General features: G+C 70.8%; 23 protein-coding genes. 6 read left to right on the top strand and 17 right to left on the bottom strand.

Going from position 1 to position 22,078, the window contains the following annotated elements:
- Window positions 1-19: 19 nt before the first annotated feature.
- Window positions 20-1,168 carry an ATP-binding cassette domain-containing protein gene (locus ABZS54_RS08690; protein ID WP_355532495.1) on the top strand — a complete coding sequence of 383 codons (1,149 nt, stop codon included), beginning with the start codon at window positions 20-22 and terminating at the stop codon, window positions 1,166-1,168.
- 51 nt (window positions 1,169-1,219) lie between these two features.
- Here ABZS54_RS08690 and ABZS54_RS08685 read toward each other — a convergent pair whose 3' ends face one another.
- The 11 genes from ABZS54_RS08685 to dacB all read right to left on the bottom strand — a co-directional run bounded on the left by ABZS54_RS08685 (window position 1,220) and on the right by dacB (window position 11,718).
- Window positions 1,220-1,684 (bottom strand): DUF3180 domain-containing protein, encoded by a 465-nt coding sequence (locus ABZS54_RS08685; protein WP_355532493.1) that lies wholly within the window; start codon window positions 1,682-1,684, stop codon window positions 1,220-1,222.
- The gene (folK, locus tag ABZS54_RS08680) at window positions 1,681-2,256 is read right to left on the bottom strand and encodes a 2-amino-4-hydroxy-6-hydroxymethyldihydropteridine diphosphokinase (RefSeq protein ID WP_355532491.1); all 576 of its coding nucleotides are present in this window, start codon (window positions 2,254-2,256) and stop codon (window positions 1,681-1,683) included. The genes ABZS54_RS08685 and folK overlap by 4 nt, the downstream gene beginning before the upstream one ends.
- Window positions 2,253-2,615, bottom strand: a complete 363-nt coding sequence (folB, locus tag ABZS54_RS08675; protein WP_026218007.1) for a dihydroneopterin aldolase — start codon at window positions 2,613-2,615, stop codon at window positions 2,253-2,255. The genes folK and folB overlap by 4 nt, the downstream gene beginning before the upstream one ends.
- 192 nt (window positions 2,616-2,807) lie before the next feature.
- On the bottom strand, window positions 2,808-3,272 hold the full coding sequence (locus ABZS54_RS08670; RefSeq protein ID WP_355532489.1) for a nuclear transport factor 2 family protein: 465 nt from the start codon (window positions 3,270-3,272) through the stop codon (window positions 2,808-2,810).
- Complete coding sequence (folP, locus tag ABZS54_RS08665) at window positions 3,269-4,153, bottom strand: dihydropteroate synthase (protein WP_355532487.1); 885 nt, start codon at window positions 4,151-4,153, stop codon at window positions 3,269-3,271. Before folP ends, ABZS54_RS08670 begins: the two co-directional genes overlap by 4 nt.
- A gap of 108 nt (window positions 4,154-4,261) precedes the next feature.
- Window positions 4,262-4,861 (bottom strand): GTP cyclohydrolase I FolE, encoded by a 600-nt coding sequence (folE, locus tag ABZS54_RS08660; RefSeq protein ID WP_040876323.1) that lies wholly within the window; start codon window positions 4,859-4,861, stop codon window positions 4,262-4,264.
- Window positions 4,862-4,869: 8 nt separating this feature from the next.
- Window positions 4,870-6,924, bottom strand: a complete 2,055-nt coding sequence (gene ftsH, locus ABZS54_RS08655; RefSeq protein WP_355532485.1) for an ATP-dependent zinc metalloprotease FtsH — start codon at window positions 6,922-6,924, stop codon at window positions 4,870-4,872.
- Between the two features lie 307 nt (window positions 6,925-7,231).
- Entirely contained in the window at window positions 7,232-7,798 is a 567-nt protein-coding gene (gene hpt, locus ABZS54_RS08650) for a hypoxanthine phosphoribosyltransferase (protein ID WP_078979398.1), read from the bottom strand.
- Between the two features lie 46 nt (window positions 7,799-7,844).
- Entirely contained in the window at window positions 7,845-8,825 is a 981-nt protein-coding gene (gene tilS / locus ABZS54_RS08645; RefSeq protein WP_355532483.1) for a tRNA lysidine(34) synthetase TilS, read from the bottom strand.
- 217 nt (window positions 8,826-9,042) lie between these two features.
- Window positions 9,043-10,200: a zinc-dependent metalloprotease gene (locus ABZS54_RS08640; protein WP_355532481.1), complete on the bottom strand. Its 1,158-nt coding sequence runs from the start codon at window positions 10,198-10,200 to the stop codon at window positions 9,043-9,045.
- Between the two features lie 114 nt (window positions 10,201-10,314).
- Window positions 10,315-11,718: a D-alanyl-D-alanine carboxypeptidase/D-alanyl-D-alanine-endopeptidase gene (gene dacB, locus ABZS54_RS08635; RefSeq protein WP_355532479.1), complete on the bottom strand. Its 1,404-nt coding sequence runs from the start codon at window positions 11,716-11,718 to the stop codon at window positions 10,315-10,317.
- A gap of 151 nt (window positions 11,719-11,869) precedes the next feature.
- Here dacB and ABZS54_RS08630 point away from each other — a divergent pair, with 151 nt between their 5' ends.
- Window positions 11,870-12,361, top strand: coding sequence for an inorganic diphosphatase (locus ABZS54_RS08630; RefSeq protein WP_020549566.1), 492 nt, complete (start codon window positions 11,870-11,872; stop codon window positions 12,359-12,361).
- Window positions 12,362-12,670: 309 nt separating this feature from the next.
- Here the strand turns inward: ABZS54_RS08630 and ABZS54_RS08625 are convergent, their stop codons facing one another.
- The 3 genes from ABZS54_RS08625 to ABZS54_RS08615 form a co-directional block, all read right to left on the bottom strand.
- A complete protein-coding gene (locus ABZS54_RS08625; RefSeq protein WP_355532477.1) occupies window positions 12,671-13,609 on the bottom strand; it encodes a hypothetical protein in 939 nt (312 codons plus the stop codon).
- 65 nt (window positions 13,610-13,674) lie between these two features.
- On the bottom strand, window positions 13,675-14,373 hold the full coding sequence (locus ABZS54_RS08620; RefSeq protein WP_355532475.1) for a VTT domain-containing protein: 699 nt from the start codon (window positions 14,371-14,373) through the stop codon (window positions 13,675-13,677).
- Between the two features lie 147 nt (window positions 14,374-14,520).
- Window positions 14,521-15,399 (bottom strand): metal-dependent hydrolase, encoded by an 879-nt coding sequence (locus ABZS54_RS08615; protein ID WP_355532473.1) that lies wholly within the window; start codon window positions 15,397-15,399, stop codon window positions 14,521-14,523.
- A gap of 118 nt (window positions 15,400-15,517) precedes the next feature.
- Here ABZS54_RS08615 and ABZS54_RS08610 point away from each other — a divergent pair, with 118 nt between their 5' ends.
- Complete coding sequence (locus ABZS54_RS08610) at window positions 15,518-16,276, top strand: hypothetical protein (RefSeq protein ID WP_355532471.1); 759 nt, start codon at window positions 15,518-15,520, stop codon at window positions 16,274-16,276.
- 45 nt (window positions 16,277-16,321) lie between these two features.
- Here the strand turns inward: ABZS54_RS08610 and ABZS54_RS08605 are convergent, their stop codons facing one another.
- Both ABZS54_RS08605 and ABZS54_RS08600 read right to left on the bottom strand, forming a co-directional pair.
- Entirely contained in the window at window positions 16,322-17,302 is a 981-nt protein-coding gene (locus ABZS54_RS08605) for an LLM class flavin-dependent oxidoreductase (RefSeq protein WP_355532469.1), read from the bottom strand.
- Window positions 17,303-17,404: 102 nt separating this feature from the next.
- Complete coding sequence (locus ABZS54_RS08600) at window positions 17,405-17,821, bottom strand: MarR family transcriptional regulator (protein ID WP_355532467.1); 417 nt, start codon at window positions 17,819-17,821, stop codon at window positions 17,405-17,407.
- Window positions 17,822-17,930: 109 nt separating this feature from the next.
- Between ABZS54_RS08600 and ABZS54_RS08595 the strand changes: the two genes are divergently transcribed.
- The 3 genes from ABZS54_RS08595 to ABZS54_RS08585 all read left to right on the top strand — a co-directional run bounded on the left by ABZS54_RS08595 (window position 17,931) and on the right by ABZS54_RS08585 (window position 21,227).
- Window positions 17,931-18,782, top strand: a complete 852-nt coding sequence (locus ABZS54_RS08595; RefSeq protein WP_355532465.1) for an SDR family oxidoreductase — start codon at window positions 17,931-17,933, stop codon at window positions 18,780-18,782.
- A 112-nt stretch (window positions 18,783-18,894) separates the two neighbouring features.
- Window positions 18,895-19,818, top strand: coding sequence for a TIGR03619 family F420-dependent LLM class oxidoreductase (locus tag ABZS54_RS08590; RefSeq protein WP_355532463.1), 924 nt, complete (start codon window positions 18,895-18,897; stop codon window positions 19,816-19,818).
- A 143-nt stretch (window positions 19,819-19,961) separates the two neighbouring features.
- On the top strand, window positions 19,962-21,227 hold the full coding sequence (locus ABZS54_RS08585) for a TerD family protein (protein ID WP_355532461.1): 1,266 nt from the start codon (window positions 19,962-19,964) through the stop codon (window positions 21,225-21,227).
- Between the two features lie 73 nt (window positions 21,228-21,300).
- Here the strand turns inward: ABZS54_RS08585 and ABZS54_RS08580 are convergent, their stop codons facing one another.
- The gene (locus ABZS54_RS08580) at window positions 21,301-21,999 is read right to left on the bottom strand and encodes a L,D-transpeptidase family protein (protein WP_355532459.1); all 699 of its coding nucleotides are present in this window, start codon (window positions 21,997-21,999) and stop codon (window positions 21,301-21,303) included.
- Between the last annotated feature and the right edge of the window lie 79 nt (window positions 22,000-22,078).

Raw genomic sequence — 22,078 nt, 5'->3', positions numbered from 1 at the left:
ATGCCCCCGGAGGGTCCACATGATCCGGCTCGACCGCGTCACCAAGCGGTACCCCGACGGGACCGAGGCGGTCGCGGAACTGTCCCTGGAGGTCGCCACGGGCGAGCTGGTCACCCTGGTCGGCCCCTCCGGCTGCGGCAAGACCACCACGATGAAGATGGTCAATCGGCTGATCGAGCCCACGTCCGGGCAGATCTTCCTGGACGACGAGGACATCACCCGGGCCGACCCGGTCAAGCTGCGCCGGCGGATGGGCTACGTCATCCAGTCCGGCGGCCTGTTCCCGCATCGCACCGTGCTGGAGAACACCGTCACCGTGCCGAGCCTGCTGGGCTGGGACCGCAAAAAGGCCCAGGCGCGCGGCGTCGAACTCCTGGAGCTGGTCGGCCTGGATCCGGCCAAGCTCGGCGACCGCTACCCGCACCAGCTCTCCGGTGGTCAGCGCCAGCGGGTCGGCGTGGCCCGCGCACTCGCCGCGGACCCGCCCGTGCTGCTGATGGACGAGCCGTTCGGCGCGGTGGACCCGGTGGTGCGCGAGCACCTGCAGACCGAATTCCTGCGGCTCCAGGGCGAGTTGAAGAAGACGATCCTGTTCGTCACGCACGACATCGAGGAGGCGGTCCGGCTCGGCGACCGGATGGCGGTCTTCTCGATGGGTGGCCACATCGAGCAGTTCGACACACCCTCCAGCGTGCTCGGCGCACCCGCCACCGACTACGTCGCCGACTTCGTCGGTGCGGATCGCGGTCTCAAGCGCCTGTCGGTGACCGAGATCACCCCCGACGACCTCGAACTGCCGCCGGTCGTGCACCTGGACGACCCGATGCCGGAGGCGCTCGCAAAGCTGCGCGCGGCCGGTTCGCGCTGGGCTGTGGTGCTCGACGACGAGGGCAACCTGCACGGGTGGGTGAACGACCGCCCGGCCGACGGTACGGTGCGCGACCGGGCCCGGCGGATGGAGGCATGGGTGCCGGTGCGCGCTTCGCTCAAGCAGGCGTTCGGCGAGATGCTCCAACACGACGCCGGGTGGATCGCCGTCGTGGACGGGGACCGGTTCGTGGGCGTACTCACGCCGGCGCGGCTGCATGAGGCCCTGCGGCGGTCCATCGGCGCGGAGGAGTTGGACATCCCGTTGGCCGAGGTCGTGCTGGACACCATCGAGGGGTGACGACCCGGCCTTCGGCCGAGGTCTTGTCCTCGACCGCCGGGCCGGCCGGATTCACTTGTCCTCGGGATCCTCGGGAACGCGCAGTATCCGTTCCAGGAACAGGCATCCGCCGACCAGCAGCACGCCCGCGCCCACGGCGAAGGCGCAGCGCAGGGCCTGGGCCGAGCGCTCGGTGACCTCCAGGAAGCCGGTCAGGTAGAGCGCGTAGCCGCCGTACAGACCCACCACCAGCGCGCCGACCAGCGAACCGGCCTTGGCGAAGACCACCGCCCGTGCGGCGACCAGCGGATCCACCGGGCGCGCGGTCGGCCGCCGCTCGCGCTGTGCCTTGAGCCGCGAACGCAGCGACAGCGCCATCGCCAGCGCGATCGCGGCCAGGCACAGCAGCACGATCGGAGCCAGGATCGGGACCACGGGCGGCGTGCCGCGCGAATCCCACAGGTCGATTCCGGCATACGCGATGCCGCCCGCCCCCAGCGCGAGGGCGAGCAGGAGGAGCGGGCGCGTGGGCTTCATCGGTCTGCGGTCAACTCCAGGTCGTCACGGCGATGCACCCCGTCGAGGCCCACCTGCGCGAGCAGGTCGGCGACCCGGCCGTGGCCCGGTACCTCCGCCTCGGGGTCGATGTCGTGCCACGGCGCGAGCACGAAGGAACGCTCGTGCACGCGCGGATGCGGCAGGGTCAGATGCGGGTCGTCCTGCACCACGTGCTCGAACCAGATCACGTCCACGTCCAGTGTGCGCGGTCCCCAGCGCTCGACCCGGACCCGTTGGAACGCCTCCTCGATCGAGTTGCCGCGCTCCAGGATCAGATCCGGGGTGAGCAGCGTGCGCACCTCGACCACCGCGTTGAAGTAGCTGCCCTGCTCGGGGCCGCCCACCGGATCGGTCTCGTAGACCGGGGACACCCGCAGCAGGCTCACGCCCGGGGTGTCGGCGATCTCGTCGATGGCGCCCTGAAGGGTCTCCAGGCGGTTGCCCAGGTTGCTGCCGAGCGCGAGCACGACCCGGCTCCAGGTCAACAGCGCACGCTGGGCGGTGGTCTCGGCGGGCTGCTCCGGGACCGGTTCGCGGGTCGTGTCGGTCATCGGTCCCGCCCCCGCACGATGGTCACCGTCACGTCGTCGAACGGGACGGTGATCGGGGCGTCGGGCTTGTGCACGATCACTTCCACCTCCTGCACGAGCGGGCGGGCCAGGCACACGTCGGCGATCCGCTGCGCGAGCGTCTCGATCAGATCGACCGGGTCGCCCTGGACGACGCCGACCACGTCCTCGGCGACCTCGCCGTAGTGCACCGTGAGGGTGAGGTCGTCGGACCGCGCGGCCGGACGGGTGTCCACCCCGAGCACGACGTCCACGACGAAGGTCTGGCCTTCCTCGCGTTCCTTCGCGAACACTCCATGGTTGCCGCGGGCCTTCAATCCCCGCAGCGAGACGCGGTCCAGCATCAGTCGCCTCCTCGGCGCTATCCCATCACTGCGCACCCCGACCGGTCGGTTGTCGACCCGTCGAGGGGCGGTCGCGCCGACGGCCGGACCACCTCTGTGCGGTACGAATGTACCCAGCGATCCCGACAGGTTCGCTCGGCCGGGTGCCTCGAAGGCACCCGAACGACGCATCGAAGCGGTCGGGATCGGTCAGATCTCCTCTTCGGCGTCGACCTCCGCCATCACCGGCGACGCGTGGTGCAGCCACAACCGCCATCCCGAGGGAGTGCGCCGGAAGACGTTGGTGACCACCGCTCGACCGCCCGCGAACCCGGCCTCGTCGCCGCCGTCCTCCTCGGCCATCCCGGTCAACATGTTCGCCGTACAGGACAACACCGCGACCTCGCCGGCGAGCTTGACCTCGACGTCGGTCAGGAAGAACTGCACATACGCGGTGTTGGCCATGATCAGCGCGTACGAGCGCAGGATCTCCGCGCGTCCGTGCAGCGCGGGCCAGCCCGGATGCACGCACGTCACGCTGGGCGCGTCGGCGCCGTCGGCCCAGATCGCGCCGAGGGCGTCGATGTCGCCCTCCTCGACGGCCGTCCACAGCGCGAGGTTGACCTCGCGTACCGCGTCCGCCTCGGGCGACGTCTGGTCGTCAATCGGGTTCATCGGGCCTCCTGCCAGGCAGCCGCCACCTTGACCGCGTCGAGCGAAGCGGGCACCTCGTGCACACGGACGGCCCACGCGCCCGCGGCGGCGGCCAGCGCGGAGACCGCGGCCGTCGCATCGTCGCGTCCGCGGGGCGGACGCAGTGTGCCGTCCTCGGCGGCGAGCAGCCGCCCCAGGAAGGTCTTGCGGGACGCGGCCACGAGCAGCGGACGACCGAGCTCGTGCAGCGCGTCCAGGTGGGCGAGCAGCGGCCAGTTGTGCGCGGCCGTCTTGGCGAAGCCCAGGCCCGGGTCGAGCACGATCGCCTCCGGACGGACGCCGGCCGCGATCACCTTCTCCATCCGCTCGGCCAACTCGGTGCGCACCTCGGCGACCACGTCGGCGTAGACCGCGCGCTCCTGCATCCCGCGCGAGTGCCCACGCCAGTGCATGACCACCACGGGCACCCCGCTGTCGGCCACGTACGCGGCCATCGCCGGATCCGCGAGCCCGCCGCTGACGTCGTTGACCAGGCGGGCGCCGGCCTCGACGGCGGCGCTCGCGACCTCGACCCGGGTGGTGTCCACGCTGACCACCGCACCGGCCGAGGCCAGTTCGCGCACCACCGGGACGACCCGGCGAAGTTCCTCGTCCACATCCACCCGACCGGCCCCCGGCCGGGTCGACTCGCCGCCCACGTCGATCAGATCGGCTCCCTGGTCGAGCAGCGCGAGCCCGCGCGTGATCGCGGCCTTCGAGTCGAACCACAGGCCGCCGTCGGAGAACGAATCGGGGGTCACATTGACCACGCCCATGACCGCGCACCGGCCGAACTCGGGCAGGCCGCGCACCCGTGGCGGGCGGTCGGGAGCCCGATGTCGCGGGCCGGTCGTCGCTGTCATGGGGAACAGAGTAGGGGTTGACCGGGCGCTGCCCGGTCAACCCCCAAGTACTGCGTCGCGACTTGTTATCGGCGCCTCGCCGACCCGCGACCGTGCGCTGTGCAGCCGCTACCGGCTCAGGATCAGGCTCATCGCCTCGGCCCGCGTGGCCGCGTTCAGCAACTGGCCGCGCACGGCGGAGGTGAGGGTGCGGGCACCCGGCTTCCGTATGCCGCGCATGGTCATGCACAGGTGCTCGCACTCGACCACCACGATCACCCCGCGCGGGCGCAGGATGTTCACCAGCGCGTCGGCGATCTGGGTGGTCAGCCGCTCCTGCACCTGCGGACGCTTGGCATACACGTCCACCAGGCGCGCGAGCTTGGACAGGCCGGTGATCTGACCGTCCTCCGACGGGATGTACCCCACGTGCGCCACCCCGTGGAAGGTCACGAGGTGGTGCTCGCACGTGCTGTAGACCTCGATGTCCTTGACCAGGACCATCTCGTCGTGGCCGAGGTCGAAGGTCGTGGTGAGCACGTCCTCGGGATCCTGCCGCAGCCCCGCGAAGATCTCCTGATACGACCTGGCCACCCGGGCCGGGGTGTCCTTGAGACCCTCGCGGTCGGGGTTCTCCCCGACCGCGAGCAACAGCTCCCGAACCGCGCGCTCGGCGCGGTCCTGGTCGAACTCACCCACGGCACGACCGTCGAAGGTGACCGGGTCGATCGTCACGTTCAGTTCTCCGGAGAATCGGACGGCGGCTCGGGGTGCGCTACCGCCCCACCGGACCCCGTCGTGGTGCCCGTCGTAGAGGTCGAGCCACCGTTGAGAATCCCATTGTCGCTGCCGCCGCCGGAGAGCGTGAGCTCGCGCGGCGTCATCACGGGGGGACGGCTGGACGGCTGACGCCGACTCGAACCCGTCCACGCGGGACGGGCCGGGCGCTTGGTGACCGGAGCGAAGATCTCGGCGACCTGGGCCTTGTCCAGGGTCTCCTTCTCCAACAGCTCCAGCACCAGATTGTCCAGCACGTCACGGTTCTCGACGAGAATCTCCCACGCTTCGTTGTGGGCGGTCTCGATGAACCTCTTGACCTCTTCGTCGACGATAGCCGCGACCTCTTCGGAGTAGTCGCGCTGGTGACCCATTTCACGACCCAGGAAGGGCTCGGCACCGTCGTTGCCGAACTTGATCGCACCCAGGCGCTCGGTCATGCCGTACTGCGTGACCATCGAACGAGCCAGACCGGTGGCCTTCTCGATGTCGTTCGAGGCGCCCGTGGTCGGGTCGTGGAAGACCAGTTCCTCCGCCGCGCGCCCGCCCATCATGTAGGCGAGCTGGTCGAGCATCTCGTTGCGCGTGGTGGAGTACTTGTCCTCTTCGGGCAGGACCATCGTGTAGCCGAGCGCGCGACCGCGGGACAGGATCGTGATCTTGTGCACCGGGTCGGTGTTCGGCAACGCGTGCGCCACCAGGGCGTGGCCGCCCTCGTGGTACGCGGTGATCTTCTTTTCCTTGTCGCTCATGATCCGGGTGCGCTTCTGCGGCCCGGCCACGACCCGGTCGATCGCCTCGTCCATCGACTTCGCGTCGATCAGCTTGGCGTCCGAGCGGGCGGTCAGCAGTGCGGCCTCGTTGAGCACGTTCGCCAGGTCGGCGCCGGTGAACCCGGGGGTACGCCGGGCGACCGCCTTGAGGTCGATGTCCTCGGTGACCGGCTTGCCCTTGGCATGCACCTTGAGGATGTCCCAGCGGCCCTGCATGTCGGGTCGGTCGACCGCGATCTGCCGGTCGAAGCGGCCCGGGCGCAGCAGCGCCGGGTCCAGGATGTCCGGCCGGTTGGTCGCGGCGATCAGGATCACGCCGCCCTTGACGTCGAAGCCGTCCATCTCGACCAGGAGCTGGTTGAGCGTCTGCTCGCGTTCGTCGTGACCGCCGCCCATGCCCGCGCCGCGGTGTCGGCCGACCGCGTCGATCTCGTCGACGAAGACGATCGCCGGCGCGTTGGCCTTGGCCTGCTCGAACAGGTCGCGCACTCGGGAGGCACCGACACCGACGAACATCTCGACGAAGTCGGAACCGGAGATCGAGTAGAACGGCACGCCGGCCTCACCCGCGACCGCGCGAGCGAGCAGCGTCTTGCCGGTTCCGGGCGGGCCGTACAGCAGCACACCCTTGGGGATCTTCGCGCCGACCGCCTGGAACTTGGCGGGCTCCTGGAGGAACTCCTTGATCTCGTGGAGCTCCTCGACCGCCTCGTCCGCGCCGGCCACATCGGAGAAGGTCGTCTTCGGCGTGTCCTTGGAGATCAGCTTGGCCTTGGACTTCCCGAAGTTCATGACCCGGGAGCCGCCGCCCTGCATCTGATTCATCAGGAACAGGAAGACCACGACGATGAGCACGAACGGCAGCAGGGAGAACAGGATGCTGACGATCGTGCTCTGCTTGCTGAGCTTGACCGTGTAGGAGTCCTGGATCTTGCCCTGCTCGTACTTGGACTGCAGCAGGCGCTGGATCTCCACGCCCTGCTCGTCGATGTACGAGGTCTTGATCTTGTTGTGCTTGTCGATCTTCACCCCGTCGATCAGGGTGAGCTCGAGTGACTGGTCGTTACCGCCGATGAGCTTGGCTGACTTGACCTGGTCGTTTTGGATCGCCTGGATCGCCTTGCCGGTGTCGACGCCCTTGAAGCCGCTCGAAGAGGAGACGAGCTGCATCAGGAGGATCACAGCAATGACGGCCAGCGCGATCCACATGACCGGCCCGCGGAAATAGCGCTTGACGTCCATCGATGCGGGGCAGCAGACGCCCCGTCCCTCCTGCCGACTTTTGACCCGGACGCCTTATGGCCCCCGGGTACGTTGCCTGTCCGGTATCGCCCGGCACGGTCGCCCGTGCTGATCGGATGTCACTGCGTTAGACGGTACACCGGGCGTCCGCACGTCAACGCGCCGCGCGTTCACTCACATTGCGCGCCTTCGTGCACCGACCCCCGACGCACCCTCCAACGAGGGGAAACGTTCCCCTTGTTCCCGGATGCTGTTACAGGTTGTCGATCACGCAAACCCGAAGCCGTCATCCATGCGCCCGAGCGGGTCAGGTCGGCTTCGAACCACCGTATACATGCTCGGCCAGTGTGCCCACGAAGGGCAGGTTGCGGTAGCGCTCGGCGTAGTCGAGGCCATAGCCCACCACGAACTCGTTGGGGATGTCGAAGCCCACGTACTTGACCGGGATGTCGACCTTGGCGGCCTCCGGCTTGCGGAAGAACGCGCACACCTCGAGCGAGGCGGGACCCCGCGAGGTGAGGTTGGCGAGCATCCACGACAGGGTCAGACCCGAGTCGATGATGTCCTCGACGACCAGGACGTGCCGACCGGCGATGTCCGCGTCGAGGTCCTTGAGGATGCGCACGACGCCCGAGGACTTGGTGCCGGAGCCGTAGGAGGACACCGCCATCCAGTCCATCTTGACCGGCGAGTGCACCGCCCGGGCGAGGTCGGCCATGACCATGACGGCGCCCTTGAGCACGCCGACGAGGAGCAGGTCCTGACCCCGGTAGTCCTCGTCGATCCGTTCGGCGAGCTCGACGAGCTTCGCCTCGATCTCCTCCTGCGTGACGAGGACCCTTTCGAGGTCGGCGCCCATGTCCTTCTCGTCCACCACATGCCTTACTACGAAGTTTTCGACTGAGCCCCGCGGTCACCGGTCAGGATTGAGCCGGCCGGTGAAAGAGAAGCCTGCCACACCGTCTGCGTATCTCGACGCCCCCGGGCAGGTGGATGGGCCCCTGGCCGTGCCAGGAGATGACCAGCTTCTCCACCGCCTCCACGTGCCGGGCGAACAGCGCACCGGAGGGGCTGCCCGCGCCGACCGCCGTGCGGCGCAGAACCCGGCGGCGGACCGCGGCGGGCAACTCGGCCAACCCGGCGACCTCGAGCTCGCCGTCGTCGTGCGTGACATCCGCCTGGGCGCGGTCGGCCCACTGGTCGAGAGCCTCGGCATCGTCGCGGAACAGGCGCGCGGTGCGGGCCAGCGCCTCGGACACCCCGGGGCCGAGCGCCTTCTCCAGCACCGGGAGCACCTCGTGGCGCACCCGCGCCCGGGTGTAGGCGGGGTCGGCGTTGTGCGGGTCCTCCCAGGGAAGCAGGTCCTGCGCGACGCACGCCTGCCGGGTGATGTCGCGGCCCAACTCCAGGAACGGGCGCTGGTAGTGGCCGGTCAGCGGCGGCATGCCGGCGAGCGATCGGGCGCCGGAGCCGCGGGCGAGCCCGAGGAGCACGGTCTCGGCCTGGTCCTCGAGGGTGTGCCCGAGCAGCACGAGCGCGGCGCCGTGCGTCTTCGCGGCGGTGTCCAGGGCGTTGTATCGGGCCAGCCGCGCGGCGCCCTCGGGGCCGCCCCGGGTGCCGACGGTGACGCCGAGCGCCTCGACCGGGCCCAGGCCCAAATCGCGCAGTCGGGCGACCAGGTCCACGGCGCGGCGGGTGGAACCCGCCTGGAGGCCGTGGTCGACGGTGATGGCTCCGGCGCGCAGACCCGCGCGGGGGGCCTCGAACGCGGTGGCCGCAGCGAGCGCCAACGAGTCCGCGCCACCACTGCAGGCCACCAGGACGAGGTCACCCGATTGCAGCTCGCGCAGTGTCTTGCGGACGGCCAGCCTGGTGGCGGCCACGGCGGGATGGGGTCCCACGGCTCGACGACACCTCCTTGCACGTCCGGTTCGGCCGGTTCGCGGAGGTCGCGGCCTCCGCGAGATGTGCCGAAGAGAATTGGTTTGCCCACGCTACGTCACCCGAAGCGCCCCGGGCGGCCGACACCACGAGATGTCGCCCGGATGAGGACGCGGGCGCGCCGGCACCGACCCGCCGCGGCGCGAGGCGGTGCCGCGTCGGGTGTCGTGCGTCGACTCACGCGGGGTCGGCGGGGCCCTTGGTCGGCGCGGCGCCGGCGGCGCCGTTCCTGCCGTGCACCCGATCCACCCACATGCCCGGCTCGGCCACCTCGGCCTTGGTGGGCAACGTGTTCGGCGAGGTCCACACCCGGTTGAAGCCGTCCATGCCGACCCGGTCGACCACCTCGCGCACGAATCGTTCGCCGTCGCGGTACTGACGCAGCTTCGCGTCCATGCCGAGCAGCTTGCGCAGCACCTGGTCGAAGCGCCCGGTGCCCTGGGCGCGCCGCTCGGCGAACTTCTCCCGGATCTCCGTCACGGTCGGGATGACCTGCGGCCCGACCCCGTCCATCACGAAGTCGGCGTGCCCCTCCAGGAGCGACATCACCGCGGTGATCCGGCCCAGGATCTCGCGCTGCTCGGGTGTCTGGACGAGTTCGACCAGCGAGCCGCCCTCGCCGTCGCCGTCGGCGCCGCCGCGGCGCGCGCCCGCGAACGTGGAGACCGCCTCGCGCAGCCGGCCGAGCACCGCGGAGGGGTCGACCTCGGTCTGCCCGAGGAAGCCGTGGATCTCCTGCTCCAGGTGGTCACGCAACCACGGCACGGCGGTGAACTGGGTCCGGTGGGTCTCCTCGTGCAGGCACACCCACAGCCGGAAGTCGTGCGGGTCCACGCCGAGCTCGCGCTCGACCTGGACGATGTTCGGGGCGACCAGGAGCAGGCGCCCGGGGCCGCGCCCGCTCGCGCCCGGGGCCTGCGGCGCGAAGGTCTCGTACTGGCCGAGCACGCGCGAGGACAGGAACGCGAGCAGGGTGCCCAGTTCCAGGCCGGTCACCTTGCCGCCCACGGTGCCCAGGGCGATACCGCCAGGCACGCTCTCGCGGCGCTGTTCGACCTTGTCCAGGAGCGGTCGCAGCACGTGCCGGAAGCCCTGCACGTTGGCCCGGGCCCAGCCCGGTCGGTCCACCACCAGGACCGGGGTGTCGTTGTCGCCCGAATCGAGTCCCGTGAACGCCCGTACGTGTCCCTCGGACGTCTTGGCGTGCGCGCGCAGCTCCGCCACGACCGCCCGCGCCTCGTCCCGTCCGACGTCGGGTCCCGGCCGCACGAGCCGGTTCGCCGTCGCCACGGCCAGGTCCCAATCGATCATGTCCGCACCGTTGCCGCTCGTCATACGGCCACGGTACGTGCTCCATGGGTCCCCGAAAGAGGAACCGGGGTCCACGACTTCATCGGAATCGGGTTTTGTGGGCGGGCGGGCCGGATCGGCCGCCACCCGCCACCCGCGTCAGCCGCTGGTGCAGCCGCAGTCGGCCAGCGCGGCGGCCATCCGGTCGATCGCCGCGCGGGCCGGGTCGGGGTCGCCGGTGAACTTGTCGGCCAGTATCGCGAACGCGAGCAGCCGGCCGTCCCGGTCCCGGACCAGGCCGGCCAGTGTGCTGACCCCGGTCAACGAGCCGGTCTTGGCCCGGACCACGCCGGCCGCGTCGGCGGAGCCGCTGTTCGGACCGTACCGGTCGGTCAGGGTGCCGGTGAAGCCCGCGATCGGCAGGCCGGAGAGTGCCCAGCGCAGTTCGGGGTGCGGCTCGGACGCGGCCACCGCAAGGGTTTGCACGAGCGTCTGCGGGGTGAGCCGGTTTTCCTTGTCCAGGCCGCTGCCGTCCTTGAGGTTGGACGTCCCGTAGGTCACGCCCAGGCCCTCCAGGACCTTGCGCGCCGCGACGGTGCCACCCTGGAAGCTCGCGGGTTGTCCGTTGGCGATCGCGACCTGCCGCAGCAGGGCCTCGGCCAGATCGTTGTCGCTGACCGTCAACATCTGCTCGACCATCGCGGACATCGGCGGGGACTGTACCGAGGCGAGTTCGGGCGCGCCGCCGGCGGGCGCGGTACCCGGGGCGGGCGTGCCGTCGACGGCGATGCCCGAGGTCTTGAGCAGCCCCGCGAACTTCCGTGCGGCGTCGATGCCCGGGGACTGCACCCGGTTGCTCTCCTTGCCCACCACCATCGGGTCCACCCGGCCCTCGTCGGCCATCAGCGACACCACCGGGGCGATGTTCTCGTTGACGCCGATCACGTGCAGGGCCGGGCCGGTGTACAGGGTGGTGTCGTACTGCAGCTTGACCTGCGTGGTGCCGGTGGCCTTGAGCGCGGTCGCGGTCGCCGCGGCCAGGTCGGACAGCCGGGCGGGCTGGTAGGCGCTGCCGTACTGCTTGCCGTCGAGCGCGGTCAGCGTCGGGTCTCCGCCGCCGACCAGCACGATGGTGCCCGGCGTCGCGCCCGGCACCACGCGGGTCGCGATCCGGTGACTCGGACCCGGGGCGGTGAGCGCGGCCACCGCCGTGGTGATCTTCGTGGTGGACGCGGGGGTGGCCGCCCGATCCTGGTTGGCGCCGTACAGCGCTTTCCCGGTCAGCGCGTCGACGACGGCGACCGCGGGCGGGGCGCCGAGCGCGGTGGCCTTGGTCAGCGGATCCAGCGCGGCCCGGATGCCGGCCTCGGTCGGGGTCGTGCCGGCGGGATCCCCGGAAACCGGCGCGAGCACCGGCTGCGCGCTCGCGACCCGCTTGGTCTGCTCATCGGCTCGGGCGGCCAGGGGCTCGCCCTTCCACGACCCGTGCACGAGCGTGGTGAGCACGGCCAGCACGATCGCCGCCAGGGCCGCGGCGATCGCTTTGCTCCTTGTGCCGGCCACGCGAGACCATCCCCTTCCGCCGGACCACCGGCCATGCGAGACACTGAGATCAGATCAGGTTCTGTCCGGGACCTGTGCCGGGTTCGGCCTCGCGGACAGAACGACCCTAACGGTCCCGGCAACGGTCCCGGCGCAGCACTATGGAGGAGCCTTGGAGTTCGACGTCACCATCGAGATCCCCCGGGGATCGCGCAACAAGTACGAGGTGGACCACGAGACGGGCCGCATCCGGCTCGACCGGATGTTGTTCACGTCGACGCGCTACCCGGCGGACTACGGCTTCATCGAGGACACCCTCGGTGAGGACGGTGACCCGCTGGACGCGCTGGTGCTGCTGGACGAGCCGACCTTCCCGGGCGTCCAGGTCCGATGCCGCGCAATCGGCATGTTCCGGATGACGGACGAGGCCGGCGGCGACGACAAGGTCCTGTGCGTGCCGGCCACGGACCCGCGCGTGGAGCACCTGCGTGACATCCACCACGTCTCGGAGTTCGACCGGCTGGAGATCCAGCACTTCTTCGAGGTCTACAAGGACCTGGAGCCGGGCAAGTCGGTCGAGGGCGCCAACTGGGTCGGCCGCGACGAGGCCGAGGCCGAGGTCGAGGCCTCGCGCAAGCGGCTCACCGAGCAGGGTCACCACTGACCCGCCGATCCCTCGCGTGAACGCCGGTCGCCGGCGGCCACCCGGCCGGGTGGCTGCCGGCGACCGGCGTTTCTCGTCGTGGCGGTCGGTCGACCGAGCAATCGTGGGCACGGTCAGGAGGGGCGGGCGTGGAAGTCCGGGGTGCCCATGTAGAGCATGGTGTCAGCGAGCGGTGATCATAAATGCACCAAAAGCTACATATTTCCCGCTAATGGGCTCATTTCCCTGGGATCACCGTCGAACATCGGTCCGTTCCCGGGCCCGCGTCGGTCGCGGAGACCCGGGCGCCCGATCGGCCCCGCGAACGGGTCAGCCGGTCGCCGCCGGCTGCTCCAGGGACCACATGCACACCGTGCCCGACTCCGAGTCGGCGGTCAGCCAGACACCGTCGCCGCGCACCACGAGCCATTCGCGTGGCGCGTCCTCGGGGTACTCGACCTCGGCGATCGCCCGCAGGTCCGGCACCGAGAACAGCACGTGCCGCTCGCCCGAGGAGGCCGCGAGCACCAGGTCCCGGCGCACGAAACCGGCGTAGATGTCGAACACCTCGTCCGGGTCCGGGAAGACCTGCTCCCCCGGCCGGGCCGCTATCACCGCGCCGTCCGGGTAGCGCACCAGCGCGAGCGGTCCGGCCTCGATCGGCGTGGTCAGCATCATCCGACCGGAGCCGTGGATGTCGGTGAGCACCCGGCTCTCCCCCGGCGGCACCTCGGCGACCCGGTCCGGGGCGTCCGTGCCGAGCACGAAGACCCGGTAGGCGTCGTCGGCGTGCGAAGCGGCCAGGCCCACGTGCCCGCCGTCGGGATGCGGAAGCAGTTCGGAGCCGACGGTGGCCGGGTGCAGCGGCCACGCCGTCAGCGGGGTGCCGTCCGCGCCGTCCAGCAGCACACACCGGTCGCCCTCGGCGGTGCGCACCACCGCCCAGATCCCGGCCGAGGTGACCGCACAGGAGCCGGCCTCCTCGGACTCCCACGGCGGGTGCGGGTGGGCCCACACCTCGCGCCCCTCCGCATCCAGTACCACCACGCGATCGGGTGCCGAGGCGACGAAGTGCCCGAGGTCGGGGGTGACCGAGTGGCCGCCCCGCCAGTCCTCGGGCAGTCGCACCTGGCGCACGGTGCTCAGCGAGTCGTCGAGCACGACGAGCGAGCCGTCCACACCGTGCGCGAGCCAGGCCGCCGCACCGGGAATGCGGTCGAGACTCCACAGGGACGGCAGGGTTGCCCGGGCCAGAAGTTGAGCGCGCATGGCGTGAACTCTATTGGCGGCCGGCACCAACCCGTACGGCTCGGCGCCGGTGACCCGGTTCCGCGTCACGGCCGGTCGTCGCTCGCGCGGTTTCGGCCCCGCCCCGGGGCCGACTCCGCCCGGTCCCGCGCTGCCCGCTTGCGCGACGCCGAGCGGGCGCGCAGGAGTTCGATCGCGACCGGGATCACCGAGATCAGCACGATCGCGACCAGGATGAACTCGATGTTGTCCCGGACGAATCGCACCTGTCCCAGCGAGTGGCCGAGCAGGGTGACCCCGCACGCCCACAGGAACCCGCCGACCACGTTGTAGACCACGAACGTGCGGTACCTCATCCGGGCGACGCCCGCGACGATCGGGGTGAAGGTGCGCACGATCGGCACGAACCGGGCCAGCACGATCGAGCGCGGTCCGTACTTCTCGAAGAACTCGTGCGCCTTCTCCACGTTCTCGCGCTTGAAGAACCGCGAGTCGGGCCGGTTGAACAGGGACGGCCCGACCTTGCGACCGAACAGGAAACCGACCTGGTCGCCCAGCACCGCCGCGATCCACAACAACAGGCACACCAGCCACAGCGGCTGCGAGATGTACTTGCCGTCCGAGACCAGCAGGCCGGTGGTGAACAGCAGCGAGTCGCCCGGCAGGAAGAAGCCGATCAGCAGCCCCGACTCGGCGAAGACGATCACCAGAATGCCGATCAGGCCGAACGTGGAGATCAGCTTGTCCGGGTCCAGGAACGATGGACCCAGGGCGATGGTGTTCACGGCGCGAGCCTCCTGGAACGGGTGACGGCGGACATCGGAAGTCCCCCGACCAGGTCATGGTTAGGTAAAGAGAATTCCTTTCGAAGGTAACGTCCACATCGTGGGACCGGTTCCCGCCGGTGCGATGCGCAAGTCCTCGGGCGGGTGTCAGGCGCGTTCGGGCCGGGTCAGCGCGACGAGTGCACCGTCCTCGTCCATGGTCAATTCGATCGCCAAGGCGCGCAGATCACCGAGCCGACCCAGGTGCGAGCCGCCGCACGGGATGTGCGCGTCGCCGTCCGGCAGCCCGCAGTGCCACACCCGACGGGCGGTGAGCGCCGGGCCGGGCACCTCGATCCGCACCTCGGCATCGGTTTTCAGCCATTGGGTGAGCAGCGCCTCGACCTCCTCGCGGATGCCGGGCAGGTCCTCGGCCAGGCCGTCCGCGGTGAAGCCCTTCTTGCGCAGCGACTTGCCGATCCGGTAATCGTCGCGGCTGCCGCCCTCGTCCATCCGGGACGAGGTGATCGCCAGGTTGTCGAAGTCGGGGCGGCCGAGGCTGTCGGTGCGTACCTCCTTGCGCCAGCGCGGCGCGAGCACCGCGTTGAGCGCGAACGCCAGCAGATGGCACGAGGTGTGTGCGGCGCCGAGCGCGGCCCGGCGGTCGGCGTCGACGGCCAACTCGGCACCTGCTCCGACCAGATCGCCCGGATCGCCCGGGGCCCGGTCCAGGACGTGCAGCACGAGCCAGGACCAGTCCTCGTCGCCGCGCCGGACCGGAATCGCCTCGCCGACCGCGAACTCGCCACCCGGGCCGACCGCGCCGGTCAGGCAGTCCGACACGACCAACTCCGCGCCCGCCACCCGGATCACCCCGGTGTCGGCGGGCTGGTCCGGCCACGTGTGGTCCAGCGGGTGGAACGGTGTCCTGGCGACCACCAGGGCGGTCCGCCCGTCCGGCAGCACGGGCGCGGCCAGGATCGGCGCGGCGCCGGTGGTCGCGCCCGCCGGGAAGGTCACCTCGGTGGAGGTCGTGGGGAGGGCCATGTGCGTCCTAACCTCGATTCGATCCGGTCGCCATCGTGCCGGTGCGGCGATGGTGCCATGCGGTCCATTCGATCATGGACAATCCTCCTCACACGGGAATCGCGAGCAGGGACGGTTTGTGCACGACCAGGGCTGGATCTCGACCACGGCGCGGCTGGCGGGCGACGCCGAGCCCGGGCCACACGGCGTCGGTTGGATGCTCGCCGCATTCATCTTCACGTTCGCGGTGACCCGCCTGATCACCCGGCTGATCCGGGCGGGCAAGGGCCCGTTCCGCAACATGGTGGTGGGCAAGGTGCACGTGCACCACCAGGTGTACGGGATCTTCCTGATGCTGATCGCGGGCGCGCTGGAGTTCGCCTACGAACCGGGCGGCGCGCTGCGCCAGGTGCTCGCCGGGCTCTTCGGGATGGGCGCCGCCCTGACGCTGGACGAGTTCGCGCTGCTCGTGCACCTGGACGACGTGTACTGGGCGGCGGACGGCCGCAAGTCGGTGGACGCGGTGCTGATCACCGCCGCGATGGGGCTGCTGCTGTTCGTCGGCGCCAATCCGCTCGGCCTCGGCGACGGCGACAGCAAGCCGGTGGCCGCGACGGTGGTCGTGTTCAACCTGGCCTTCGCACTGTGCGCGCTGGCCAAGGGCAAGGTCGCCACCGGGCTGATCGGCGTGTTCGTACCGTTCGTCGCGATGATGTCGGCGATGCGCATCGCCAAGCCCGAGTCGCCGTGGGCGCGCTGGCGGTACAAGGAGGGTCCCGGGCGCACCTCGCCGCACGCGGACACCAAGCTGGCCCGCTCGCTGCGCCGGTTCCCGCCCGACCGGCGCACATGGTGGGACCACACCAAGGACTTCGTGGCGGGCGCACCGCACCGGTGACCGCGGGGGTGGCCCTCGGACGCGGTGCGCGCCACGGCTGCGGCTCTACAGGTTCGGCAGCACCTCGTTCTCGAACAGGCGCAGGCTCTCCCACGCGAGCTCCGGCGGGATGCCGCCCATCATCGGGTGCAGGATCGCGAACGCCGCGTCGCCCTGGGCCTTGAGCTCGGCGACCAGGGTCTGCGGGGTGATCACCCGATACTGCCCGCCCGCGCGCAGCGCGTCGGCGTCGGTGACGCTCGCATAGCCGCCCAGGCCCGAGGTGCCCGCCGCGGCCATCGTCTCGCCGTAGGCGTTGACCTCGTGCAGCGCGTGCGGCGCGATCTTGTCCCAGTCCCGGTCGGGGTCGTTCGAGAGGTGGAAGAAGCTGGTGTCGCCGCCGAAGTAGGGGCCCGGGTCCTCCTCGCCGAGCTTGACCTTCTCGTCCCGGTAGAACTCCCAGATCGCCGGGTTGGACGGCATGAACCCGTCGGCGATGCGCGCGGCACGGCGCGCCGCGGCCTCGACGCTGCCGCCGAGGATGATCGGCGGGCCACCCTTTTGGAAGGGCTCCGGGGTCACCCGCACGGTCCGGCCCCGGAACTCGAACTCCTCGCCCGTCCACGCCTTGCGCAGCGTCTCGACGGTCTCCACGGTGCGCTTGACCCGCTCGCGCATCGGTACGTCGTACATCGCGAACTCGCTGTCGACGTAGCCGTTGGTGAGCACCACGTTGACCCGGCCCTGGCTGAGCAGGTCGAGCACCGCGAGTTCCTCGGCCAGATGCAGCGGATCGTGCAGCGGCGCGGGTATCGCCGCGATGGTCACGCCCATGTTCCGGCTCCGCGTGGTGATCGCGGCGGCGAACTGAAGCGGGGCGGGCAGGTAGCCGTCGGCGAAACCGTGGTGCTCGGACAGCGTGACCATGAAGAACCCGTGCCGATCGGCCCATTCGACCATGTCGAGTGCCGCCGCGTAGCGCTCCCCCATGCTCGTCCCGGCGAAAGCCGGATTGCGGAAGTCGAAACGCAGCGCGAACACAGCCATGCCGTTCTCCTGTCCCCGGCGTCGCCGGGATGAACGGCGTCGCACTCTCTGATGGGGCGTCAGGTTAGTGGCGCACGTCGAGGAGAGCCAGGGCCGGCCTCGTCAGCCCGTGCGCAGCGCCCGGTCGAGCAGTACGCGCAGGGCGCGCCGGTCGGCGTCCGGCAGGCCGGTCAGCGGCGGATCACAGGCGAGCGCGGCGAACAGGCGCTCGCGCAGCTCGGCGCCGGCCGGGGTGAGCGCGATCACCTTCGCCCGGCGATCCCCGGGATGCGGCCGGCGCTCGACCAGGTCGCGCTCCGCCAGGCGGTCCACTACGAAGGTCACGTTGGGTGGTTCGCAGCACATCCGCCGACCCAGCTCGCGCATGCCCAGCGGCTCGGCGAGTTCGTGCACCGCGTTCGCCTGGGACGCGGTCAGACCGACCGCGCCGGCGCACGCGGCGAAGTGCGCGTCCAGCCGTGCGGTGGCCGCGTAGAGCAGCGCGGTCAGTCCCGGCAGCTCGCCTTCCCCCGTGGTCATGGCCACACTCTAGCCGAACTTCGTTACAGCTCGAATGATTCGAGGTGTAACGTCGACTCGGAGCTGACACATCATCAGTTTCCTTGGTCGCCTCGGGAGGAACCCGCCCATGCCCGCAATCCTGGCCGGCCGGATGGCCCTGGTCACCGGTGGCAGCGGCGGCATCGGCTCCGCATGTGCGGCCCGACTGCTGCGCGACGGCTGCTCGGTCACGCTCACCGCCCGGCGGGCCGACGCGCTCACGGCAGCGGCCGAACGACTGCGCGCGCGGGCCCCGGCCGGCACCGAGGTGCGCATCGTCGCGGCGGACGCCTGCACCACCGACGGGATTCGTGCCGCGGTCCGGGCGGCGGGCCCCGAGCTCGCCGTCTGCGTTGCCACCGTGGGCGGCGGGAGCACCGCACCGATCCTGGCCATGGACGACGACACGTTCCTGGCCGACCTGCACCGCAACACGCACAGCGCGTTCCTGGCGATCAAGTACACCGCCCCCGTGATCGCCGCGCGCGGCGGGGGCGCGATCGTGTGCGTGTCCTCGACCGCGGCCAAGCTGACCATGCCGTTCCTGAGTGGCTACGCGGCCGGGAAGGCGGGCCTGGAAGCGCTGGTCCGGGCCGCCGCGGACGAGTTGGGCGCAGCCGGTGTCCGGGTCAACGCGGTCCGTCCCGGCCTGGTGCGCTCGCACGAGGAGGCCCGGATCTTCCGCGACGAGGAGATGATCGCGCGCTTCGTGGCGAACAAGCCGCTGGGCCGCACCGGCCTGCCCGAGGACATCGCCGAGGCGGTCCGCCACCTGGCCGGCCCCGAATCGTCCTGGACCACCGGCCAGAGCCTGGCCGTGGACGGCGGCAACGAGCTGCGCCGGGCGCCGTCCTTCGAGAAGTACGCCCGCGCCGCGCTCGGCGACGCGGTGATCGACGCGGCGACGGCCGGCCGCGATCCGTACGCCGGGTCGCGTTGACCCCGGCGAGCTTCCGATCCGTGGCCCCTGCCCGCCTCGAACCGACCCCGATCCCGGCCCGACTTCGACCCCCACCCCACCTCCACCCACTTCGACGCGACGGAGCATCCGCATGACCACCGACGTGCAACTTTCCATCGGCCTGCCGAACTTCGGCGCCTGGCCCGCCGGCGACTGGCGCGGCTTCGTGGATGTCGGCCGGGCCGCCGACGACGCGGGAATCGACCGGATCGTCCTGGTCGACCACGTGGTGATGGGCCCCAACACGCAGAACTACACGTGGGGCCGCTTCCCCACGCCGCCCGAGGCGGCCTGGCCCGAGCCGCTCACCCTGCTCGCCGCGATCGCCGCCGTCACCTCGAACGTGCGCCTGGCCACCGGCATCCTGGTCGCCCCGCTGCGCAGCGCCACGCTGCTCGCCAAGACCGCGGCCACGCTGGATCAAATCTCGCGCGGACGGTTGGAGTTGGGCGTGGCCACGGGGTGGCAGCGCGAGGAGTACGACGCGGCCGGGATCGACTGGGACGCGCGCGGGCGACTGCTGACCGACACACTGGCCGCGTGCAAGGCGTTGTGGACGAACCTGCCCGCGTCCTTCGCGTCCGAGACGGTGAACTTCGCCGACGTCTACTGCGCGCCGCAGCCCGTACAGGTGGGCGGCGTGCCGCTGTGGATCGGCGGCACGCTGAACAAGCGCAATTTGGACCGGATCGTGCGCAGCGGCGACGGCTGGATTCCGATCATGGGCCTGTCCACCGCCGACATGGCCCGGGACGTGGTGCGTATCCGTGAGGCGCTCGCCGCGGCCGGTCGCGACCCGGGGACGCTGCGCGTGCAGGGCCCGCTGCCGATGGTCAAGGACGACGCCGGGCGGTTCGACCTGGCCCGCACGATGGCCGGCGCGAGCGAGGTGATCGCCGCCGGTGCGACGGCCGTACACCTGCCCATCCAGGTGTTCTGTACCGGCCCCGAGGACGCGCCCGCGTTCTTCGCCGAGGCCAGGAAGTTGTTCGACAAGGTGGTATCCGGGGGCTGAGCCGCGCCCGAGTGACGCTTTCCACCTGGGACTTTACCCCAGCTTGGGGAAAGTTCCGGGTTTGCGGAACGTCGTCGGTGGGAGGGTCGTTCCCCTGATCAGGGCGCGAAACGGCGCCTTTGTCCAACGCGGGAGGGCCCTCCATGTCCGACGTCACGCTGCCCACCGGCGCCAACGCGCCCCTGACCGGCGACCGCGCCGAGGTCTCGATCGGGTGGGGCTCGACCGACGTCGTGGACGTGTCCGCCGTGCTGCTGACCGACGCGCACAAGGTACGCACCGACGAGGATCTGGTCTTCTTCAACAATCCCGTCGGCGGCGACGGCGCGGTGCGCACGGCGGCCGGCCCCTCGGGAACCACCCACGTCAGTATCGAACTGGCCAAGCTGCCGGCCGAGATCGCCCGTGTGGTGGTCGTGGTGAGTTCGGACGCGGACCGCCCCGGGATGACCTTGGGCCAGGTGCCGGGCCTGGGCGCGGTCACCGTGTCCGGGGACGCGCGGATCGGCTACGCGCCGGACGCGTTCGCCGGCGGCGAGACGGTCGCGGTCCTGGTCGAGCTTTATCGGCGCGGCGACGCGTGGAAGGTGCGCGCGGTCGGTCAGGGCTATGCCAGCGGCCTCGCCGGGTTGGCGACCGACTTCGGCATCTCGGTCGAGGACGAGCCGGAGCCGGAGCCGGTCCCCGCGCCCGTCGCGCCCGCGCACGTGATGGTCAAGGAGCCCGCCGCGGTGCCGGCGCCGGCCGCGCCGGCGCCGATCTCGATGGCCAAGGAGCCGCTCGGCCGGGTCGACCTGGCCAAGGGCGGTCGGGCGACGATCAACATGGACAAGAGCGACCGCGCGGTCACTGTCACCGCTTCCCTGGTCTGGGACGGCGGCGACGACGCGCGCCGTAAGACCGGCGCCGACCTGGACCTGTACGCGCTGTTCGTGCCTCGGTCCAAGGTGGGCGCGAAGAAGGGCGACAAGGACGGGGTGATCTACTACCGCGAGCTCGGCAGCCTGACCGCCGCGCCCTACATCCAATTGGACGGCGACTCGCGTGCGCCCGGCCGTGAGACGGTCCGGATCACCCGGCCCGACGAGCAGGGCTATGTGCTGATCTGCGCGTACAGCGCGGTCGAGAACGGCTTCGGCAGCTTCAAGTCCTACGGCGCGCACGCCGAGGTCACCGACGGTCAGGGCTCCACCGTGAATGTGCCGCTGTTCAACAACAAGCGCGCGGTGTTCTGGGTGGCGATCGCGCTGGTCGACTTCACCGACCCCGACGGCGTCTCGATCCAGCACGTGGAGAAGTACTCGAAGCTGATGCAGGAGCGCCGCCCGATGCTCTACCCGGACGGCACGTTCGAAATGGGCGCGGGCCCGGCGGAGTTCAAGACGGTGCGCTCGCCACGCGAGCGCTGATCCCGCGTCCCGATCGGTCGGCACCGCTCGGTCGTCGTGGCCGAGCGGTGGTCGAACCTCGGGGGCTTCGGGGCTACTTGGCCGAGCGGTAGACGATCACCTTGTCGCCGACGCGGGTCTCGTTGAAGAGCTGCTGCACCAAGCCCTTGTCCCGGACGTTCACACAGCCGTGCGAAGCGCCGTTGTAGCCGCGGGCGGCGAAGTCGGCCGAGTAGTGCACGGCTTGGCCGCCGGAGAAGAACATCGCGAACGGCATCGGCGTGTGGTACAGCGTCGACACGTGGTCGCGGCTTTTGAAGTTGATGCTGAACGCGCCCTCGCGGGTCGGCGTTTCGGCCGAGCCGAAGCGCACGTCCGTCGAGTACTGGGCCTTGCCGTCGATCACCCAGGTGAGCCGGTCTGTGCGCTTGTCGATGCAGATCGCCCGACCGGTCAGACACCGCTCGTCCAGTCCGGCCGGCGGCTTGGGCTTGGTGGTCGGCGGCTTGCTGGTCGGCGGCTTGCTCGTGGCGGGCTTGGCGGTGGCGGGCTTGCTCGTGCTGGGCTTGGCGGCCGTGGGTGCGGCGGAGGTCGGCGCGCCGGCCGTGGGTGCGGCGGAGGTCGGCGCGGTGCTCTCGGGCGCCGGCGTCACCGGTGCGGACGAGGAGGTGGCGGGTAGCGGCGACTGCGCACCGGCCTTCGCGGTCGAGTCACTCGACGAGCCGGAGTTGCAGGCCGACAAGGCCAGGATCGCGGTCACGGTGACCGCGAGGGATATGCGAGTCTTCTTCATCGAGTGGTGCCTCTCCCGACCCAAACCCAAATGTGGAGTGTTCCCCGAGTCGTGCACCGTTGTAGACGCCAATGGGACC

Origin of the sequence: Embleya sp. NPDC005575 (assembly GCF_040605455.1) — a bacterium.
GTDB lineage: Bacteria > Actinomycetota > Actinomycetes > Streptomycetales > Streptomycetaceae > Embleya.
Note: the sequence above shows the minus strand (reverse complement) of the source record. Positions and strands in the feature narration are given on the sequence as shown.

Bases quoted from the DNA above. Each gene is read 5' to 3' on its own strand.
- ftsH (WP_355532485.1), bottom strand. From the start codon at position 6,924: ATGGACGTCAAGCGCTATTTCCGCGGGCCGGTCATGTGGATCGCGCTG.
- ABZS54_RS08640 (WP_355532481.1), bottom strand. From the start codon at position 10,200: ATGACGAGCGGCAACGGTGCGGACATGATCGATTGGGACCTGGCCGTG.
- ABZS54_RS08600 (WP_355532467.1), bottom strand. From the start codon at position 17,821: ATGACCACGGGGGAAGGCGAGCTGCCGGGACTGACCGCGCTGCTCTAC.
- ABZS54_RS08615 (WP_355532473.1), bottom strand. From the start codon at position 15,399: ATGGCCCTCCCCACGACCTCCACCGAGGTGACCTTCCCGGCGGGCGCG.
- folK (WP_355532491.1), bottom strand. From the start codon at position 2,256: ATGACCGACACGACCCGCGAACCGGTCCCGGAGCAGCCCGCCGAGACC.
- ABZS54_RS08585 (WP_355532461.1), top strand. From the start codon at position 19,962: ATGTCCGACGTCACGCTGCCCACCGGCGCCAACGCGCCCCTGACCGGC.
- ABZS54_RS08595 (WP_355532465.1), top strand. From the start codon at position 17,931: ATGCCCGCAATCCTGGCCGGCCGGATGGCCCTGGTCACCGGTGGCAGC.
- ABZS54_RS08580 (WP_355532459.1), bottom strand. From the start codon at position 21,999: ATGAAGAAGACTCGCATATCCCTCGCGGTCACCGTGACCGCGATCCTG.
- ABZS54_RS08690 (WP_355532495.1), top strand. From the start codon at position 20: ATGATCCGGCTCGACCGCGTCACCAAGCGGTACCCCGACGGGACCGAG.
- ABZS54_RS08670 (WP_355532489.1), bottom strand. From the start codon at position 3,272: ATGAACCCGATTGACGACCAGACGTCGCCCGAGGCGGACGCGGTACGC.
- ABZS54_RS08590 (WP_355532463.1), top strand. From the start codon at position 18,895: ATGACCACCGACGTGCAACTTTCCATCGGCCTGCCGAACTTCGGCGCC.
- folP (WP_355532487.1), bottom strand. From the start codon at position 4,153: ATGACAGCGACGACCGGCCCGCGACATCGGGCTCCCGACCGCCCGCCA.
- ABZS54_RS08685 (WP_355532493.1), bottom strand. From the start codon at position 1,684: ATGAAGCCCACGCGCCCGCTCCTCCTGCTCGCCCTCGCGCTGGGGGCG.
- ABZS54_RS08605 (WP_355532469.1), bottom strand. From the start codon at position 17,302: ATGGCTGTGTTCGCGCTGCGTTTCGACTTCCGCAATCCGGCTTTCGCC.
- ABZS54_RS08625 (WP_355532477.1), bottom strand. From the start codon at position 13,609: ATGCGCGCTCAACTTCTGGCCCGGGCAACCCTGCCGTCCCTGTGGAGT.